This window comes from Niveispirillum sp., from assembly GCF_052437035.1.
Lineage (GTDB): Bacteria > Pseudomonadota > Alphaproteobacteria > Azospirillales > Azospirillaceae > Niveispirillum.
The window spans coordinates 51,838-70,923 of the sequence record NZ_JBQVOH010000016.1 but is presented as its reverse complement, the minus strand read 5'-3'; the positions used below and the strand labels follow the sequence as shown (position 1 = coordinate 70,923).

General features: G+C 63.8%; 12 protein-coding genes and 1 tRNA gene. 6 read left to right on the top strand and 7 right to left on the bottom strand.

Features of this window, described 5'->3' with window-relative positions; genetic code table 11:
* Positions 1–135 precede the first annotated feature (135 nt).
* The 5 genes from ACT6Q8_RS24420 to ACT6Q8_RS24400 form a co-directional block, all read right to left on the bottom strand.
* Positions 136–2,232 (bottom strand): glycoside hydrolase family 97 protein, encoded by a 2,097-nt coding sequence (locus ACT6Q8_RS24420; protein ID WP_444735073.1) that lies wholly within the window; start codon positions 2,230–2,232, stop codon positions 136–138.
* Positions 2,204–3,670, bottom strand: a complete 1,467-nt coding sequence (locus ACT6Q8_RS24415) for a tryptophan 7-halogenase (protein WP_444735074.1) — start codon at positions 3,668–3,670, stop codon at positions 2,204–2,206. The genes ACT6Q8_RS24420 and ACT6Q8_RS24415 overlap by 29 nt, the downstream gene beginning before the upstream one ends.
* On the bottom strand, positions 3,667–5,259 hold the full coding sequence (locus ACT6Q8_RS24410) for a tryptophan 7-halogenase (protein WP_444739450.1): 1,593 nt from the start codon (positions 5,257–5,259) through the stop codon (positions 3,667–3,669). The genes ACT6Q8_RS24415 and ACT6Q8_RS24410 overlap by 4 nt, the downstream gene beginning before the upstream one ends.
* A gap of 64 nt (positions 5,260–5,323) precedes the next feature.
* Entirely contained in the window at positions 5,324–8,710 is a 3,387-nt protein-coding gene (locus ACT6Q8_RS24405) for a TonB-dependent receptor (protein WP_444735076.1), read from the bottom strand.
* Between the two features lie 390 nt (positions 8,711–9,100).
* Positions 9,101–10,630, bottom strand: coding sequence for an MFS transporter (locus ACT6Q8_RS24400; RefSeq protein WP_444735077.1), 1,530 nt, complete (start codon positions 10,628–10,630; stop codon positions 9,101–9,103).
* Positions 10,631–10,687: 57 nt separating this feature from the next.
* Between ACT6Q8_RS24400 and ACT6Q8_RS24395 the strand changes: the two genes are divergently transcribed.
* From ACT6Q8_RS24395 to ACT6Q8_RS24385, 3 genes are all read left to right on the top strand, one after another.
* On the top strand, positions 10,688–11,701 hold the full coding sequence (locus ACT6Q8_RS24395) for a substrate-binding domain-containing protein (protein WP_054170385.1): 1,014 nt from the start codon (positions 10,688–10,690) through the stop codon (positions 11,699–11,701).
* Between the two features lie 290 nt (positions 11,702–11,991).
* The gene (locus ACT6Q8_RS24390) at positions 11,992–12,348 is read left to right on the top strand and encodes a group III truncated hemoglobin (RefSeq protein ID WP_444735078.1); all 357 of its coding nucleotides are present in this window, start codon (positions 11,992–11,994) and stop codon (positions 12,346–12,348) included.
* A 104-nt stretch (positions 12,349–12,452) separates the two neighbouring features.
* A complete protein-coding gene (locus tag ACT6Q8_RS24385; protein WP_444735079.1) occupies positions 12,453–13,727 on the top strand; it encodes an MFS transporter in 1,275 nt (424 codons plus the stop codon).
* Positions 13,728–13,738: 11 nt separating this feature from the next.
* On the opposite strand, the gene ACT6Q8_RS24380 is transcribed toward ACT6Q8_RS24385, so the two are convergent.
* Positions 13,739–15,538 carry a tetratricopeptide repeat protein gene (locus ACT6Q8_RS24380; RefSeq protein ID WP_444735080.1) on the bottom strand — a complete coding sequence of 600 codons (1,800 nt, stop codon included), beginning with the start codon at positions 15,536–15,538 and terminating at the stop codon, positions 13,739–13,741.
* Positions 15,539–15,656: 118 nt separating this feature from the next.
* On the opposite strand from ACT6Q8_RS24380, the gene ACT6Q8_RS24375 reads away from it, so the two are divergent.
* Positions 15,657–16,715 (top strand): GDP-mannose 4,6-dehydratase, encoded by a 1,059-nt coding sequence (locus ACT6Q8_RS24375; protein WP_444735081.1) that lies wholly within the window; start codon positions 15,657–15,659, stop codon positions 16,713–16,715.
* On the opposite strand, the gene ACT6Q8_RS24370 is transcribed toward ACT6Q8_RS24375, so the two are convergent.
* A complete protein-coding gene (locus ACT6Q8_RS24370; protein ID WP_156344888.1) occupies positions 16,705–17,076 on the bottom strand; it encodes a hypothetical protein in 372 nt (123 codons plus the stop codon). The genes ACT6Q8_RS24375 and ACT6Q8_RS24370 overlap by 11 nt on opposite strands.
* 245 nt (positions 17,077–17,321) lie before the next feature.
* On the opposite strand from ACT6Q8_RS24370, the gene ACT6Q8_RS24365 reads away from it, so the two are divergent.
* Together ACT6Q8_RS24365 and ACT6Q8_RS24360 are read left to right on the top strand one after the other, a co-directional pair.
* Positions 17,322–17,525 (top strand): hypothetical protein, encoded by a 204-nt coding sequence (locus tag ACT6Q8_RS24365; protein ID WP_094458148.1) that lies wholly within the window; start codon positions 17,322–17,324, stop codon positions 17,523–17,525.
* A 120-nt stretch (positions 17,526–17,645) separates the two neighbouring features.
* Positions 17,646–17,722: transfer RNA gene (locus tag ACT6Q8_RS24360), tRNA-Arg, on the top strand.
* Positions 17,723–19,086 lie beyond the last annotated feature (1,364 nt).

Here is a 19,086-nt window from a genome sequence, read left to right as displayed (position 1 = left end):
ACAGCAAACGACAGGACACTCTCTTCGAAACCAAAATCGGGCGTACCGTCACCGCCGGCGTAAATGTCAGGTTCTGATCACGATTGACCAAAGAAAGCCGCCGGCAGTGATGCCGGCGGCTTTTGCCCTTTTAGATCAAAGGGCCTTGAACCGGACGGCGATGCCGCCACCCGGTGCCATGTCCAGCTCCAGACTGTCCTTCGACGTCACCACGCGCTTTTCCACCTTCAACGCGGTCGGGTTGTTCTTGTAATCCGCCCCGGCCCCGTCGGCGTATATCTGCGCTTCATAGCGCATGCCGGGCGTCAGGAAGTCCAACTTCTGGGTCAGCTTGCGGGCATTCTCGTCGGTGACGCCGCCCAGGAACCAATCCTTGCCCCCGCGTGGCTGCCGGGCGACCACGACGTAATCGCCGATCTCCGCCTGTAAAGTGCGTGACGTTTCCCAGTCCGCTGCAACATCGCGGATGAACTGGAACGCGTCAGGCCGCGCCTCGTAATTTTCCGGCAGGTCGGCGGCCATCTGCACCGGGCTGTACAGCACGACATAGAGCGCCAGCTGTGTGGCCAACGTGGACTGAACCCGCGCCTCCAGCTTGTCCTTGCCATGCACGACGTCGAAGATGCCGGGCGTGTAATCCATCGGCCCGGCCAGCATGCGGGTGAAGGGCAGGATAGTGACATGTTCGGGCGGATTAGTGGGCTTGCCCCAGGCGTTGAACTCCTGGCCCCGCGCGCCTTCACGGCTGACCCAGTTGGGCCAGGTGCGGCGCAGACCCGTATCCTTCACCGGCTCATGCGCGTTCACGGCGATCTTGTGCCGGGCCGCCGTCTCCACGACCTTCAGGTGGTGGCGCACCATATATTGACCGGCAAACCATTGCTGGCCGCCCACCTCGTCCAGGATGGTGCCGCTATGCTTGACATAGCCAGTCTTGACGCGATCCACACCCACCTTCTGGTAGAGCGCCATGGCGTCTTCCAGCTGACGCTCATAATTGACCACGGCACCTGCCGTTTCATGATGCCCGATCAGGCCAGCCCCCTTTGCCTTGCCATAGGCGGCCAGCGCCGGCAGGTCGAAATCGGGATAGCTTTCGGTGAAGCTGAACTGATCGCCATTGGCGATCCAGTCGCCGTCCCAGCCCTTGTTCCACCCCTCGACCAGAACGCCGGTGAACCCGTACTTGGCCGCGAAATCCATATAGCGCTTCACATTGGCATTGTTGGCCCCATGGATCGGCCCGGTGCCCCAGGTGGACTTGTTCAGATGCATCTCCCACCAGATGCCGACATATTTGCCGGGCTTGAACCAGGAGACGTCGCCCAGCTTGTTGGGCTCGTTCAGGTTCAAGGTGATGCGGCTGTCGGCCAGTGCCACCGCACTGTCGCCGATCAGGACGGTCCGCCAGGGCGTGGTGAACGGCCCCGTTTTGCGCGCCAGAACCCCGTCGGGCCAGGGCATCAGCTTCGCCGTCAATGTCCCTGCCCCATCCCCCGACAGCAGCATGGACGGAAAGTCGACCAACGCCGCCTCATGGATGGACAGATGCAAGCCGTTATCGCCCTTCAGCGTCAGCGGCGTTTCGGCGGTGGTGATGCGGCGCGCGTCGGTCTTGGTATAAAGATACTCGTCCCGCTCCTCGCCCTGCGCCTGATACCACCAGGCCGTCTGATTACCCACGGGTCGGAACTGTGTGCGTTCGCCCACCACCTCCACGGCCTGACCCGCCGGAAGGGCGGCATAGTCATAGCGAAAACCGATACCGTCATCGAACAGGCGGAAATTGATATCGACAGAGGCGTTCAGGACGGTATCCCCGCCCAGCGTCACCGTCATTTCGGCATGGTTGTCACGCACCACCCGCTGCTCGCCCCAGGGCTGTTCCCAATTCGTGTCCGATGCCGCCCGCTTCACCGCCTTGATGGCGCTATAGCGGACCGGCGCCTCCCCCTTGAAGCCCAGGCCCAGGGCGCCCGGCGCCAGAACCGGCGCCCCCTTTCGGCTGACCTCATAGAAGGCCTGCCCATCCTTCACGAAGACGCACAGCTCGATCAGCTTGCCCGGCGACTGCGCGCATTCACGGTCAGCGGCCAGCGCCGGATTGGCGGCCCCCAGGGCGACAAGCGAGGAAAGCAGCGTCAGGGAATGGAAATTCATCAGGGGGGCCTCTTTGCAGGAATGAAACCAGTCGAAACGCACGTCACTGACCATGGTGCAGATAGGCGTCATGGGTCGGCTGCCGCAAGACCTGGGCCTTCACGAAGCCCAGCATGGCGCGCAGCCGCGCCTTCAATTCCTCCGCCGGGATCAAATCCAGGGCGGGTGGATAAGTGTCGGGCACCAGCCCATGCCCGACAAGAAAGGCGCGCCAGCTGTCGGGGGCCAGGTCATCCTCGTCCCACGGCGCCAGTTCGCCCCGCGCCCGGAACAGCGACAGGCGGTGGAACAGGTCGGTGGACAAAGGCAGATCGCGCGCTGCATCCCAGAAGGGGCCGACATGGCGGGCCAGATGGTAATGCATCGCCTGGAAATCCCGCAGATGCGTGAAATGCGCCCGCGTCAGCCGGTTATATTCGGCCTGTGCGGCCAGGAATCCGCCATGCCGGGGAAAATGCGCCAACAGATGCACAAGCCCCTGCTGCAGGGCCAGCAGGTCCAGGTCATGCAGCGGGTCCAGACGCACGGCCGCCTGACCCAGCGCCACGCAATTCCCATCCCAGGCGCGGGCGCGCAGACCCGGCGCACTGCCCCGCCCCACCGCATCCTCCGGTGCGAAACCGCAGAGCGGCGGCAGGCGGCGCAGCACATCCGCCTCCCCCGACCCAGACCGCCAGACTGCCGTCAGATAGGTTCCCGACTGTGCCGGACGCAGCGCGATCCAGCCCTGGTTGAAGCCCCGCACCTCGGCATAGGGGGGCAGCGTCTTCATGCGCGGACCCCGCGCCGTCAGCACGCGGTCAGCCGGGAACTCCCAGGGTTCCAGGCTGTTCTCCGGCCCGGCGATCAGCTGCGCATCGCTGCCCGTGACGTCCAGATAGAAATCCCCCTCGACGCGCTGCCCATCTTCCAGCATCAGCCCGGTGATCACACCGCCCTCGCGCGCCACCGACAGGCCGCGCGCCGGTATCACCGTCACACCGGCGCGAATTGCCAGTTCCTTCAGGACCGCCGCATAGGGCAGCGCTGGCAGGTGATAGCCATAGTCGCTGCGGCCATATTCCTCGCTCTGCGCATCGGGGATGAACAGCCGCCCCTGCCGGGCCGCCGCCGCCGTTAGGCTGAAATCCTCCAGCGGAACCGACAGGCCATGGCGGCGGGCGCGCAACCAATGGGCGAAGAAATCCTGCCCCCCGATGGGGGAGCCCAGCGCACCGAACGGATGCAGAAAGGGCGGAACGGAACCCGGCGCATCGGCGAAATTCCAGCCCAGCGTATAGGCCCCCCTCACCCGCGCCAGCAGCCCCTTTTCATCCAGGCGCAGCTGATGATGCAGCGCCTCCAGCGCCGGCTGGCTGGCATGCAGGTCGCCCGGCCCCGCCTTGGCGGGCAGTTCGACAACACTCACCCGCAGGCCCGATGGCGACAAGGCGCGGACCAGCGTGGCCGCCGTCAGCCACAGGGGCGCGTCACGTCCGGCGATGACCAAATGGTTGATCGGCTGGTTCATGCGGCATTCCCCCGCGATCCGGAATGGTCGGGTGCCGCGCAATGGCGGGCGATAAAATCGGCATGGGCCGGCATGCCCGACAGCCCGTCGCGGATGCGCCCGCGCAAATCCGACAGCCGCCTTTCCAGCTCCGGCAGCGGCAAATGATCGGCCAGTCGGGCATAGGCCCCCGGCATCACCCCCTGCCCTTCGAACACCGACAGCCAGCTGTCGCGCGAAAAAAGGCCCAGCTTGTAATCGGGTGCCGCCGCCCCTTCACGGAACAGGTCCAGCTTGTGCAGCAGGCTGTCCGGCATCTCCATGCTGCGCACATGGTCCCACAGCGGCTCTCCATGACGGCTGTTGGCCATGTAATGCAGGACCAGGAAGTCGCGCACCCGGTCGTAATGGATCTCGAACAGGCGGTTGAACTCCGCCGCCAGACGCGGATCAATGCCGCCGCCGGGCCGGGGCATCAGCCCGACCAGATCGAACATCGCCGCCTGGATCAGGAAGATCGACGTGCTTTCCAGCGGTTCCAGGAAGCCGCTGGAAAGGCCCGCCGCAACGCAATTTCCGGCCCAGGCCCGCACCCGCCGCCCGGCAGCGAAACGCAGCAGGCGCGGCTCAGCCAGCGCCGGCCCGTCCAGCGCCGACAGCAACGTCTCCCGCGCCTCGTCCTCCCCGCACCAGCGGCTGGAGAAGACGTAGCCATTGCCGATCCGGTGCTGCAGCGGGATGCGCCAAGTCCAGCCCGCCTTGCGGGCAGTGGCGCGGGTGTAGGGGGTCAACGGTTGCACGGACCCTGACGGCACTGCCAGCGCCCGGTCGCAGGGCAGCCAGTGCGACCAGTCGCACCAGGGCACCTGCATTGCCCCGCCGACCAGCAGGGAGCGGAATCCGCTGCAATCGACAAAGAAGTCACCTTCGATTCCGCCGCCCGACGCCAGGGTCAGACGGGTGACATGCCCGCTCTCCCCATCCCGTGCGACATTGATGATCCGCCCCTCCACCCGCGTCACGCCACGCGCAGTGGCCCAGTGGCGAAGGAATTCCGCGTATAATCCGGCATCGAAATGATAGGCGTAGGAGAATGTTGACCGTATCGATTTCGTATCGACTGCCGCAGGATGGTCGAACATGCCCGCCCGGCACAGGGCCACGGCAAAGGAATAGTCCTGCAAGGACCCGGCCTCAATGCCGGACAGGCGGGCGCGGGCCCAATGGTGCTGAAAATCCACCCCGGCCCATGGTTCGCCGAACACCCCAAACGGATGGATATAGCGGTCGGTGGGCTGGTTCCAGCCGACAAACTCAATCCCAAGCTTGATGGTGGCGCCGGTGGCGCGCATGAACTCGGCCTCGTCGATGCCCAGCCGGTCATTGAACAGCTTGATATGGGGCAGCGTCGCCTCCCCCACCCCGACCGTTCCGATTTCATCGCTTTCGATCAGGGTCAAATCATAGGCATCGGTGGGCAGCAACCTGGCCAGACCGGATGCCACCATCCAGCCCGCCGTGCCGCCGCCGACAATCACCACCCGCAGGCGCTTTGCCGCTTGTACCCGCATCCGATGACGCTCCGTGCCCGGTCGGATGATGTATCTCATCAACCGGCTGCAATAAAAATGGGGGCGCCGCGGAGGGAGTGTGCTGCGGCGCCCCTGGGGAGGATCAGAACTTCACACGGGCGCCGACCTGGACGCGGCGGTCGGCCTTGCCCCAGTTGGCATCCTTGTAGACGGGCTTGGCACCCGGCGTGACGGCACTGTCGCCAAAGATCTGCTGCTGATAGATCGTCTTGGTATCCAGCAGGTTGGTGCCTTCCAGGGCCACTTCCAGATTCTCGGAAATGGAGTACCGGATGGAACCGTCCAGGAAGCCCGCCGCCTTCTGGAACACAGGCAAGCCGATGCAGCAATCCAGATTGTTGGTCAGGAACCGCGACCGCCAGTTATAGGCAAGGCGCAGACCGATCGGCCCCTGCTCATACAGGCCGACGATGTTGTAGGTGTGCTTGGAAATCCCGGCCAGCTTGTGGCTGTCGATCACCGCACCGCGCCCGCCCGACACATCCAGGCCGGCACCAAAGCCACCCGTACCGCCGGCGTCCAGCGCGCCCTGCGTCACCAGATTGGAATTGCTGATGCCTGACTGTTCGACATAGGTGTAGTTCACCTGCATGCCCAGCCCGTTCCAGAAATCGGGCAGGAAGTCGAAGAAGGTCTGGTAGGAGGTTTCGAAGCCGTACAGCTCTCCCCCACCCTTCTGGTTACGCGGACCGCGCATGATCACGGTCTGGGTGGAGTTGCCGTTGGTGAATTCACGCACGAATTCGCCGTAGGAGATTGAGTTCCGCAGCTTCTTATAGAATCCGCCGACCGAGAACAACCCGCTCTTGCCAAGATAATATTCATAGCCCAGATCAAACTGGTCGGCCTTCAGCGGCTTCAGGCCGGCATAACCGGATTCCGCCCGGAAGACGAAATTATACCCGGTCACCTGTCCCAACGCGTTCTTCACAAGATAGGGTGAGCTGGCGGTCGTATCGATCACGGGCGACTGGATGGAGACGAAGTTGCGCAGCAGGCCGAAATCCGGTCGCGCCATGGCCCGCGACGCCGCGAAGCGGATATACTGGTCATCATCCAGACCGAAGCGGACATTGAAGCTGGGCAGGACGTTGGTGTAATCGGTCTTGAAGTCGTTGGCTGTGCCCGACCCGTTGGCAAAGGCCAGGATGGCCGGCGTCAGGGAACAGGCCGGGTTCACGACGGCACCGGGCGGCAGCGTGGAACCACAGGGCGTGCCCTGCAGGGCGCGCAGCGCGGTGTCGGTGGGGAAGCCCACAGAACCCTGGCTGTTGATCTTGGTTTCCACGATACGGGCGCCGATATTGCCATCGACCGTGATGCCATTGAAGATAGTCATGTCGCCGCCGCCGAAGCGCAGCATGGCATAGCCGGCATTGGTCTTTTCCTGCACATGCATCACTTCGGACGGCAGGAAGCAGCTGCCCGAGGGCAGGCCCGGACGATCGCAGATCGGCACCCAGCCCGGCGAAACGGGGTTGTTGGTGTTGGGACCCGACAGCGACTTCACCAGCCAGTCACGGTCCTTCAGCACATCCCGGCTGAGATAGACCAGATCGCCGTTGGGATAGACTTCGCCATTGAAGAAGTCATCGCCGAGATTGACCGTGTCCCAGATGCCGGCGCCATAGCCCTTGAAGGGCTGGCCATTGCCGCAACCGGCGGGATAGGTGCCGCCCGTGCTGTCGGCGTTGAAGCCGGGGCCATTGCAGTTCCAGCTGGCTGCGACGGGCGTCCAGTTAAAGGTGGAATAACGCACCGTCTGCTTGCGGTCGGCATGGCGGACACCGACCTTCAGCGAATTCAGCCAGCCATCACCGGCGTCCAGATCATAGGTGGCGTCGCCCCGGAAGGCCGTTTCCTTGGCGTCATTATCCTCCAGATGCGCCTGGATGAAGGGAATCCAATAATTATGCGGGTTGGACAGGCCGCCCGGCGCATAATTCACGTTGGAACCGGGCTTCATAACGACGTTGGGCACACCGTTCTTACCAACGGAGTACTGCATGTCGGCCATGGAGCCGGTGGCGACCAGGATATCGTCGTTGGTGGTCGATGCCGTGATACGCTGCACATCGAAGCTGGTGTGCAGCCGGTCGCTGACGTCCCACTTCACATTGAAGGACAGGTCCTTGGTGCCTTCACGATGGTCGAAATTCCGCGCCTCGTTCTGGAAATAGAGGCCGTCCTGGAGGGTGGTGGTGCTGCAGGCGCCGTTGCCGCAATAGTTCACGAACGGCTTGCCGGGTACCGCCGAGCCGGTGTTGATCGCATCCTGCAAACTGTCCCACGAGCCGCGCCAGCTGCCGTGACCCTGGGTCAGCAGGCCGCTTTCCAGCATACCATCGGCGCCGAAGGTCGGGGCCGGTGAACCCGTGGCCGGGCCGATGACGCTGGTGTCACGCACCCGGAAGGCCGACGAGCCATAGGCGTTGCCATCCAGGATGACGTGGCTGGCATTTTCCAGCCAGGCATTATGGTACTTGGAATGGGTGTACTGCACGGTGGCTTGGAAGCTGCCATCGTCATTCTCATACTGCCCGGCCAGCGAGGTACCGCGCCGCGTGCGGTCATAATCGACCAGCGAGTAACGGATACCGTCGGGCATATAGGCCCAGCCGGTGCCACCGAACGGATTGCGGGTACAACCCACCGTGCCGTCGGCCCCGATGATGGCCTTGCCCGAGGCATCGACCGCACCGGCGGAACAATAGGTGTCGATCTTGTCCATGATGACGCTTTCGGTCCGCGTCACGACATGGGACCGCGCCAGATTGGCCAGCAGGCCGAACTTGCCGGCATTCGCCTCCCAGACATTGCTGATCATGCCGGAATATTCACCCGTCCACTTCTTGGACCGGTCGCCATAGGAGCCCTTGATATTGCCGGCAATGGCCAGACCATCGGCATCGAACGGCAGGCGCGTGCGCAGATTGACGGTACCGGCGATGCCGCCTTCGATCATGTCCGCCGTCTGGTTCTTGTAGCTATCGACGCCGGCCATCAGTTCGGGCGAGACGTCATTGAAGTTCAGGCCGCGATAGCTGTCGGCGGAGAAGCTGTCACGACCGTTGAATTCGGTGCGGACCTGAGTCAGGCCGCGGATCAGGACGGACGTCCCCTCCCCCGACGGGTGCGTGCTGTCATCGGATGATTGCAGGCGGGACACGGTGATGCCCGGCACGCGCTGCAACGCTTCGGACACGGACTTGTCCGGGAAGGCGCCGATATCGGTGGCCGTGATGCTGTCCACCACGGTGCCGGCATTGCGCTTGATGTCGAGCGCGCTTTCCAGGGCCGCACGCACACCGACAACGACGATTTCCTCCAGAACGGGGGCCGCCTCGGCCTTCGGTTCGGCGGCGGTCTGAGCCTGGGCGCCATGTGCGCCGACCAGGGCCAACGCCAGCAGCGACACGCCGCCGCGCAGCCACAGCGCGCGGCTGTGGTTGGTCTTCACATCCTTCACTTCCTGTTCCCTCCCCTTTTCGGATTTTTCCGCCGCCCTTCGCCCCGGCGCATACAGCGCGCCGACCTGCGATCCTTCCGGGCAGCATCCATGTTGTTTGCGCAATTTTGCGCAAACTTGCGTAACGCGCAAGCGCAAATTTTCAAGAGGCGAAAGATTGTTATTATTTATTTGATTTTGTTATGTTTTATGGAGTCAATTCGCCCGATATCATTCAATCAATACCCGCAAATCCGTTCCAAAATCCGCCCGGATGATGCCACGTTAGTGCAAATTTTGCGTAAGCAGGTGCAACAAAACCCGTGGGTCAGGTCAGGCCGAAGGCAGGCCCTGACAGCAAAATCTCTCGATCCATATCCGGCGGATGGGGCATTCGCCGCGACCCATCGATCATTCCCGTGGGACGAAGACCATGCAGAGGGCGGCGATGGCCAGGGAGACGGCTGCCAGGGTCAGGGCATGGATGGCGTGACCGCCGAACAAGTTGCCCACCAGCGGCCCCAGGATCGTGGCGGCCACCAGTTGCGGCAGGACCAGGAAGATATTGTGGATGCCCATATAGACCCCGGCCTTGCGCGCCGGCACGGCACCTGCCAGCAGGGCATAGGGGATGGACAGGATCGCCGCCCAGGCACAGCCGATGGCCACCGACGGCAGCCACAGCCAGACCGGATCATCCACCAGCGCAAATCCAGCCAGGCCCAGCGCGCCCAGTAGAAGGCAGACCGCGTGACAGGCCCGCCGCCCCACCCGTGCCGCCAGTGCCGGCAGCACCAGGGCCGCCAGGGCGGCCACGCCATTATACCCGGCGAACAGCACGCCGACCCAGTCCGCCCCCTGGTTATAGGCGGTCGACGTGGCGTCGGTACTGCCGAAATGCCGGGCCGCGACGGCGGGGACTGTATAGATCCACATGGCGAACAGCCCGAACCATGTGAAGAACTGCACGATGGCCAGCCGTTTCAGCAGGTGCGGCATATGCAGGATATCCTCCACGATCTCCAGCATGCCCAGCGACGCCGCCCCCCGCCCGCGCAGGATAGCGGCGGCCACCTGTGCCAGACCGAAGGCGATGGCGATGATGGCGATCAGGTGGATTTCCCGTTCCTGCCCCGTGCCCAGCGCGAAACCGGTCAGCCCGGCACCGCCGAGCGCCCACAGCGCTCCACTGCGCAGAAGCCCCAAGCCACCGCCGTCTGCCGCCGCCCGCTCCGGTGCCCGGCCTGCCGCCATGTCCGGCGGCCCCTCCGGCTCTGCCGTCGTCACCACGGTCCATAGCACCGCCAGCAGCAGACACCCCGCCCCGACATAGAAGGCGGCCCGCACCGAGGGCGGCAGGGCTTGCCCATCAGCCGCCAGATTGACGCCCAGCCCATGGGCCATCAGCCAGGGCAGGATGGAGGCGAAAACCGCACCGGCGCCGATGAAGAACACCTGCACCGCGAAACCCTTGGTGCGCTGATCATCGGGCAGGCGGTCGGCCACCAGGGCGCGGAACGGCTCCATGGCGATATTGATGGCTGCGGTCAGCAGCCATAGGGTCGCCGAACAGGCCCACAGGGTTCCGGCATTGGGCATGATGCACAAGGCCAGCGCCGACAAAAGCCCGCCCGCGATCAGATAGGGCCGCCGCCGGCCCAGCGGTGACCGCGTGCGGTCCGACAGGTAACCCACGATGGGCTGCACCAGCAGCCCCGCGATAGGCGCCGCGATCCACAGGATGGGCAGGTCGGCGATCTCCACGCCCAGCGCCTGAAAGATGCGGCTGGTATTGACATTGTGCAGGCCCCAGACGATCTGCACGCCGAACAGGCCGGCGCACATGTTCCATATCTGGCGGTTGGAAAGCGGGAAGCGGGCGTCGGGTGCAGGACGGGTATCGGATGGCGTCGCCGCCACCGCCTTTTCACTTGCTTGCAAAATCCCCCCTCCCGTGCGCTATGCTGCGGCACCTTCTTCCCGCCAGCTTCTAACGCGATGGCCGTGTCCAGCAACTCCAAAACCACGCTTGAGGATCTGGCGAAGCTGGCAGGCGTGTCGGTGGCCACCGTCTCGCGTGCGCTGAACGACCATCCCACCATCAGCACGCGCACCAAGCAGCGCATCTGGGCGCTGGCGCGTGAACATGATTACCCGTTCCGCCACTACATGCCGGCCAGTCCCATCGGGGCCGAGGGGTCGATCGTCATCGTCACCCCCTTCGTCCATGGCCGCGCCCTGCCCCTGTCGCACCCGTTCTTCCTGGAACTGCTGGCCAATATCGGAGAGGCGGCGCGGGCCCGCGACTGCGACTTCACCGTCAGCCATGTGGCCCCCGCCGGCTATGACGACCTTGTCGCCACCGTCACCACCAGCCGGGCCAGCGGCGTAATCTTCCTGGGTCAGGGCACGCTGCATGAGGCCTTCAACCGGCTGGCCGCCACGCCCGCCCGTTTCGCCGTCTGGGGTGCGCAACTGCCGGGGCAGGATTACTGCACCATCGGGTCGGACAATCTGCAAGGCGGTCGCCGTGCCACCCTGCATCTGGCCCGCTTGGGGCGCCAACGCATCCTGTTCATCGGCGGCAACGATCCCGAGGCGATGCAGCGCCGGCGTGGCTATTGGGATGCGCTGGCCGAAAGCAACCTGACCGCCGATCCCAAACTGAACATCGCGGCGGAGTTCGAGCTGGAATCGGCGGAGGCGGCCATCGGTCGCCTTCTGCGCAGCGGCGTGAAGTTCGACGGCATCGTCGCCGCATCGGACCTCATCGCGCTGGGCGCCATGCGTGCCCTGCGCCGGGCCGGCCTGTCGGTGCCGCGCGATGTCTCCGTCGTCGGCTATGACGACATGCTGCTGGCCCGCCTTTCCACCCCGGCGCTGACCACAGTGCGCCAGGACACGGCGGAGGCGGGGCGCAAGCTGGTCTCCCAGATCCTGGACCCGCTGACCGATCATCGACCAGAACAGCTGCCCACCGAACTGATCGTGCGGGAAAGCTGCGGGGCGTAACGCGGCCTCGTGCAACCAAATGAAACAGAAAACAAGGTGGTGTTTCACAACACCCTGCCCCCTGTCCGTACCCCTGGGGGGCACCGAACCGGTATGGGCGTGGCTATGGCGTTGAGGACGGCATCATAGCAGCGACAAGAGGATAAGTCAGCAATGGCGGCCTGTTCAGCGCCCGGGGGCGAACGCCGGCGAGCCCGTCCCCGCGACATAGAGTCTATAAGATATATTTGATTTGCATCTTTAAAGCCCGCCAGCCATCCTCCTTCCGTCACCCGGAACGAGGACCGATCATGGACGATCACGCTTTGGCCCAACTGGTGCGCGCCTTCTATACCAAGGTGCGCAGCGACCCGGAACTGGGCCCCTGGTTCAACAATGCCATCACCGACTGGGAGCATCATGAGGTGCTGCTGACCGAATTCTGGTCGTCGGTGATGCTGGGCAGCGGACAATACAAGGGCAATCCGATGGCGGCCCATCTGCGCCACCGCGCCGCCATGACCCAGGACCGGTTCGACCGCTGGCTGTCGCTGTGGCAGGAAACGGCGAAAGAAACGTTGACGGCAGAGGATGCGGCGGCGGTGCGCGCCACCGCCGGGCGCATTGCGCGCAGCCTGCAATTGGGCATGCAGTATATCGCCGCCTGATCGCGGACTTGACAGAGGCGGCGGCGTCGCCGGATAGCATATGAAAACAAGCCCTTGCCGACCGATCACCGGTGCTGGCGGGGCTGTCGGAGGATGCGACCGGAATGCCGTCACCCCATGCAATGTCCCGCCAGGACGTACGCACCCTGGCCCTGGCTTCCCTGGGTGGGGCGCTGGAATTCTATGATTTCATCATCTTCGTCTATTTCGCGACGGTCATCGGGCAACTGTTCTTTCCGCCCGAACTGCCGGACTGGATGAAGCAGCTTCAGACCTTTGGCGTTTTCGCCGCCGGGTATCTGGCCCGGCCCCTGGGCGGCATCATCATGGCGCATTTCGGCGACCGGATGGGCCGCAAGCGCATGTTCACCTTCTCCATCCTGATGATGGCGGTATCGACGCTGGGCATGGGCCTGTTGCCCACCTATGCCGATATCGGGCTGGCGGCGCCGGTTCTGCTGCTGCTGCTGCGCGTGTTCCAGGGGGCGGCCATCGGGGGTGAGGTGCCGGGCGCCTGGGTGTTCGTGGCCGAACATGTGCCGGCCCATAGGATCGGCCTTGCCTGCGGCACCGTCACCTGCGGCCTGACCCTGGGCATCCTGCTGGGATCGCTGGCGGCAACGGGCGTGAATACGCTGTTCACGCCGGAACAGGTGCTGGACGATGTCTGGCGCGGGCCGTTCCTGCTGGGCGGCGTGTTCGGCCTGATCTCCGTCTATCTGCGCCGCTGGCTGGCGGAGACGCCGGTTTTCCGCGCCATGCAGGAACGCAAGCAGCTGTCGCAGGAATTGCCGCTGCGGGTGGTGGCGCGCGACCATGGGCGCGGTGTGGCCATTTCCATGGCGCTGACGGGCCTGCTGTCGGCGGGGATCATCGTGCTGATCCTGATGATGCCGTCCATCCTGCAGAAATTCTACGGGTTCGGGGCGGCAGAATCACTGCGTGCCAATTCGGTGGCGACCCTGTTCCTGTCCGCGGGCTGTATCAGTGCGGGCCTGATCGTGGACCGGATCGGGGCGGCCCGCTTCTTCGCATGGTTCAGCCCCTTGCTGGGCCTGTCAGCCCTGCTGATGTTCGCCCTGCTGCGGGCCGATCCGTCCTGGCTGTTCCCCGCATCCGCCATGGTGGGCCTGTGCGTGGGCGTGATCGGGGCGGTGCCGCATGCCATGGTGCATGTCTTCCCCGGTTCCGTGCGGTTCAGCGGCCTGTCCACCTCCTACAATCTGGCCTATGCGGTGTTCGGCGGCCTGACGCCCATTGCCGTCACCATGATGTTGCAGGCAAGCCCCATGGCCCCGGCGCTCTATGTCCTGCTGTTCGGTGTGGTGGGCAGCATCACCGGTTTTGCCCTGAAGCGGGGGCCGCACCACACGGTGTGAACCCCCGTCACCTAGGCGTTCTTCTCCTTTGACCGGGAAATCGATGCGGCCAGGGCGTCCGCAACCCGCTGGACCACAGGCGCCCATTCACCGCGCCTCTCCTGTCGGAAAAGCCGCATGGACGGATACCAGAACGTATCCTCCCCCTTTTCAAGCCAGCGCCAGTCAGGAGAGAAGGGCAGCAAGGTGAAGGTGGGCCGCCCCAGCCCGCCGGCCAAATGCGCCGGCCCCGTACAGGAGGTGATGACTAGGTCAAGGTTGGCCATGATGGCGGCAGTATCGGCGAAATCCCCGATCTCCGGCCCCAGATCGACAAAATTCTGCGGCAAGGGTCCGGCGGTTTCCAGATCCTTGCGGCCCGGTCCCTTTTGCAGGCCAAAGAAGGATACGCCGGCCGTGTCCAGCAGCGGGCGCACCGCCGCCAGACCGGGGGAACGCAAACGGTCGGCCTTGAATTCCGGGTTGCCGGCCCAGACCATGCCCACCTTCAGCCCCTGGTATCGCGACAGTTTCTCGCCCCATTGCGCCTGCAGGTCCGGTTCCGCCGCCAGATAGGGGGCGGCGGGCACATTGTCGATACAGGCCCCCAACAGGTGCGGTAATGACAAAAGCGATACATGGGCATCGTGCGGCGGCAACGGCTGAAACCGCCCGATCACGGGGCCCAGGCCGGGAACGCCGCCCAGCAGGCGCACCAGCTGGCTGTTGCATTCCAGCACGACATTCACGCCGCGTTCGCGCAGCACCGGGACATAACGGACGAATTGCAGCGCATCGCCCACCCCCTGTTCGTCATGAACCAGCAAGGTGCGGCCCGCCATGTCCGACCCGTCCCAGGCGGGAGAGGTGAAATCCCGGCGGGGAGAGGGAAAATCCGGCATGCGCGAGCGCCATTCGTATTCCGCCAGCCCTTCTGGATACTTGCCCTGCATCAGCAGTCCCATGGCCAGCGACGTGTGGCCGGCGGCAAGGGCGGGATCGTGCCGTATGGCGGCCCTGGCGCTGCTGACCGATTGTTCGATCAGCATTTCCTCGCGATAGGCGACGGACAGGTTCAGGTGCGCCGTGGCGCTGTCTGGCTGCTTGGCGATGGCGCGGCGGAAACAGTCCATGGCCTCGGGGTAAAGGTCCTGATCCTGGAGAACGATCCCCAGATTACTGAGCAGGCCGGGATCGTCGGGCGCGAAGCCCAGCGCCGTGCGGTAGGCGACCGCCGCATCGGCCAGCCGGCCCAGCCGCCGCAAGGCCACGCCCATGTTGGTATAGGCATGGACGGATAGGGGCTGCATGGCCAGCAGCTCATACATCGCCTCGATGGCCGCTTCCGGCTTGTTATCCAGGATCAGCAGCCGGCCCAGCTGCAACCGCGCCTCCGCCGAATAGGGGCGCAGCGTGATCAGTTGCCGCTGCGCTGCCACCGCGTCGCCCAACCGCTGCATCTGATCCAGGATATTGACAAGGTTGACGAGACCGTCGGCGAAGTCAGGCGCCAGACGCACGGCCTGCAGGCAGGCGTTCAACGCATCGGGCAGCCGGTTCAGGCGGCGCAGCGCACTGGCCAGATTGGAATGGCGGACGGGATCATTCGGTACCGCCTTCACCGCCGCCTCCATGATCGGCGCCGCCGCAGCATATTCACCCCGTTGAAGATGCAACACGCCCAGCCGGTTCAAGGCATCGCCATGGCCGGGTGCGCGATCCAGGACCGACCGGTATGCGGTCTCCGCCTCCGCCAGACGACCGGCATCATGCAGGGCGATGGCGGCTTGAAGCTCGGCAATGGCGGTCGATGGCTGATGCTGCACATTCATCGGGATAATCTCTCCTTCCGCGCCGATTTTACCGATCCCATCCAGGCGCCGGTACCCTTATAGATATGCTTATCCGCATCGGTGTGGCCGATGCCATCGCAATCGTCGGAATGGGTTGATGGGTGAGGAGCGGGGTACGGGCCGGCGGGCGTTGATCACCGGCATCACCAGCCAGGACGGTGCCTATCTGGCATCGCTTCTGCTGGAGAAGGGGTATCGGGTGACCGGCACCCTGCGTCCCGGCGGCACGTCGCTGGCGCAGGCCTGGCGGCTGCGGGAGATGGGGTTGCTGGGCCGGGTGACGACGGTGACCGTCGATCTGACCGACGGGCGGGCGGTTTCCTGGCTTATGGATGATCATCTGCCAGACGAGATCTACCATCTCGCCGCGCACAGCTCCGTCCATTCATCCTTCCATATTCCGGCGGAAACCTTCGCCAGCAATGCTGTCGCCACCACCAACCTGCTGGAGACGGTCCGCACCCGCTGCCCGGATACACGCTTCTACCACGCCTCCACCTCTGAAATGTTCGGTGAGGCGCCGGAGGTGCCGCAGACGGAGACGACGCTGTTCCGGCCCCGCAGCCCCTATGCCGTGGCGAAGGTGGCGGCGCACCAGATGACGACGCTGTACCGCATCGCCTATGGCCTGTTCTGCGTCAACGGCATCCTGTTCAATCACGAATCGCCGCTGCGCGGCCCGGAATTCGTGACCGCCAAGATCGTGCGCAGCCTGACCCGCTGGCGGGCGGGGGAGCAGTCGTCACCCATGGCGCTGGGGCGGCTGGATGCGCGGCGCGACTGGGGCTTTGCCGGCGACTATGTGCAGGGCATGTGGTCGATGCTCCAGGCCGACCGGGCGGACGATTATCTTCTGTCCACGGGACGTACCTGGAGCGTGCGCGACTTCGTTTCGCTGACGGCGCAGACCCTGGATATCCGTCTGCACTGGCAGGGGACGGGGGCGGGGGAAACCGCCATCGATCTGGACAGCGGGCGCATCTGCGTCGCGGTCGATCCGGGCCTGTTCCGGCCGGCGGAGGTGGGTGAACTGCGCGGGGACAGCCGCAAGGCGCGTGAACGCCTGGGCTGGTCACCGACGGTCGAACTTCCCGCCGTCATCGCCATGATGGTGAAGGCTGAACAGGCCCGAAATACCGACCCCGTCAGGGAATGACGGTCACAGGCTCGCCATGGGCCGGGTCAGCCTTGACGACGCTGACCTTGCCGCTTTCGGGCACCGAAAGCTCATAGGTCACGCCGGCGGAAAGATAGGCGAAGCAGGCGGCATGCAGGGCACCATCCTGACCGTCCGCCGCCTGATGCTGCAACGGGCATTGCTGCCCGCCGATGGTCAGATCACGAAGCTTGCCGGTCTGTGCCTGGCCCAGCGTCAACTGGATGCGATGCACACCCTCCCTGCCGACGGTGAAGCTGCAACGCCCGGCGGCGGCCATCATGCAATCTTCCGCCTGTTCTTCGGCGGCGGCGTGGGCAGGTGCCACGGGGGCGAATGCCAGGAATGCCGCAGCCATCATCAGGCCCGCGGACCGGAGGAAGAGGAAAAGCATGGAAACCTCGTCACATACGCTAAACAACGCCCCGCCCCTGAATAGGGCATGAGCGAATGCATAATCAACCCCTGAATTGTAGCGTAAATACCATACTTCCACCGTATGCTTGGCAGGCTACCCCGTCCGGGTGGGGCAATGGTGGAAGGAAAGGCGTGACGGGCCGGGGCCGGCCATGCTTAAAGAGCCTGGAATATATCGGGAATAATATGATGCCGGCTGAAGAAGATATCGTTGAACGCCTGCGCCGCCGCGCGGCCCGCGCCCGCGACCGTTATCCGGATGAGGCCGATGATCCCGCGACCCTCGTGGGTGGGTTGATCCAGGATTACGAGGCCGCCGCCGATGAGCTTCAGCGCATGCGCGACGCGCTGAAAGACCTGTCACGGCAGGCACTGCGGGCCATGCTGGGCTGAAAAATCGATTTATTTCAGTGGCTTGTCGGCAATTTTCATTTTCTCGAACGAAGCATTTGCACCGACCGAACCGATGCGCTATGGTCCGCGCCGCTTGGGGTTGCTCCCCAATGCCGGCATGGACCCGTAGCTCAGCTGGATAGAGCGCTGCCCTCCGAAGGCAGAGGCCGATGGTTCGAATCCATTCGGGTCCGCCAATTTTTCCCAATGAAATCAAAGACTTAGCTGTGATGTACCGAGTAGTCCTTGGCGGATCACTGAACCAATCACTGAACCCCCTGGGGTGACGTGGCAGGATTCGCGCGGTCGGCCTGAGCCGGGGAAGCCAGCAGCGGTGTTGAAGACCTGGGCGGGGCGGGTCCTGGGAAAATTGATATGAGGGTGCTGGGCGGGGGAGCGTGTGACGGCTCTGCCGTCATGCGTCATGGGCGGCTGTATTTGGTGGGCATTTGGCCGGCTGTGGTGGGAGATGGCGCCGACACCAGCGCCTGGGCGGAATTGGGGGTGGGGTGGTAGCGATGTGGGTCGGTGGATGGGGCTGGCTTTAGGCCCTGCGGGCCTTTTTGGGGCAGGGAAGGAAAAGTCTGTCGGGATCCGCGGGGTTGGAACCCGGCGGGCAGACTTTGGGCCCTGCGGGCCTTTTCGGGACGTCTGGGGGCTGTCTGTGGGGGCCTCTGGCCCCCGAGGATCAGAAAAGTGACAAAAGTGATTTCTCAGTGAAGGCAAAGTGATAAATCATTATTTCTTGAAACCCGCAGAAAACCTAGGGCTTTTACCCAAAAGTGACAAAAGTGATGTCTTTTTGGGAAGTTACGCGTAAGGAAAAAATGTATATCCAATGGATATAAAATTAGGCTTTGATCATTACGCTATATATGTACAGGGAATTTTTCCGGAAAAAGCATCACTTTTGTCACTTTTGGATAGAAAACAAAGCAAAATCAATGCGTTAGACAAATCATGATTTATCACTTTGGCATCACTGAGGCATCACTTTTGATCACTGAAGTGATCCCAGGCCCACGCGGGGGGCCATAACGAGCCTCCAGGTTCCCCCTCAAAAGGCCCGTAGGGCCTACAGTCAGCCCACCAGTTCCCCACCCAGGACCCCGCCTGACTTTTCCTTCCCTGCCCTAAACAGGCCCGCAGGGCCTAAAGCCAGCCCTATCCGTCCACCCACATCACTCCCACCGCCCCATTCATTCCGCCCAGGCGCTGTTGCCGGTGCTCCCCCACGCGCGCCCCGCGCGCCCACATCCCACACACGTTGATCTTCAACGCCGACAAAAAAACTTACGTACACACAAAAAAGTCCTTGAATCTTTTTTATGTGTATATATATTATCCATACCTGAGAGTGATATCGAGAGCGTACTCCATGCCCCCCGCTGCCACAGGTCGACTGATCGTATACCCCCAGGGTCCATGGCAGACCTACGCTCCCGTTATCCCACCTGGGGCCGAGATCTTGGGTACTGTTCAATCTGACGCTCACGGCGTTGGAGCCCTCGTCCGCTTGCCGACCGGCGCGTATTGCCAGCTCAATGCTGAGCGGGTGATC

Bases quoted from the DNA above. Each gene is read 5' to 3' on its own strand.
- ACT6Q8_RS24380 (WP_444735080.1), bottom strand. From the start codon at position 15,538: ATGAATGTGCAGCATCAGCCATCGACCGCCATTGCCGAGCTTCAAGCC.
- ACT6Q8_RS24385 (WP_444735079.1), top strand. From the start codon at position 12,453: ATGCCGTCACCCCATGCAATGTCCCGCCAGGACGTACGCACCCTGGCC.
- ACT6Q8_RS24390 (WP_444735078.1), top strand. From the start codon at position 11,992: ATGGACGATCACGCTTTGGCCCAACTGGTGCGCGCCTTCTATACCAAG.
- ACT6Q8_RS24420 (WP_444735073.1), bottom strand. From the start codon at position 2,232: ATGACGCCTATCTGCACCATGGTCAGTGACGTGCGTTTCGACTGGTTT.
- ACT6Q8_RS24365 (WP_094458148.1), top strand. From the start codon at position 17,322: ATGCCGGCTGAAGAAGATATCGTTGAACGCCTGCGCCGCCGCGCGGCC.
- ACT6Q8_RS24415 (WP_444735074.1), bottom strand. From the start codon at position 3,670: ATGAACCAGCCGATCAACCATTTGGTCATCGCCGGACGTGACGCGCCC.
- ACT6Q8_RS24370 (WP_156344888.1), bottom strand. From the start codon at position 17,076: ATGATGGCTGCGGCATTCCTGGCATTCGCCCCCGTGGCACCTGCCCAC.
- ACT6Q8_RS24395 (WP_054170385.1), top strand. From the start codon at position 10,688: ATGGCCGTGTCCAGCAACTCCAAAACCACGCTTGAGGATCTGGCGAAG.
- ACT6Q8_RS24375 (WP_444735081.1), top strand. From the start codon at position 15,657: ATGGGTGAGGAGCGGGGTACGGGCCGGCGGGCGTTGATCACCGGCATC.
- ACT6Q8_RS24410 (WP_444739450.1), bottom strand. From the start codon at position 5,259: ATGAGATACATCATCCGACCGGGCACGGAGCGTCATCGGATGCGGGTA.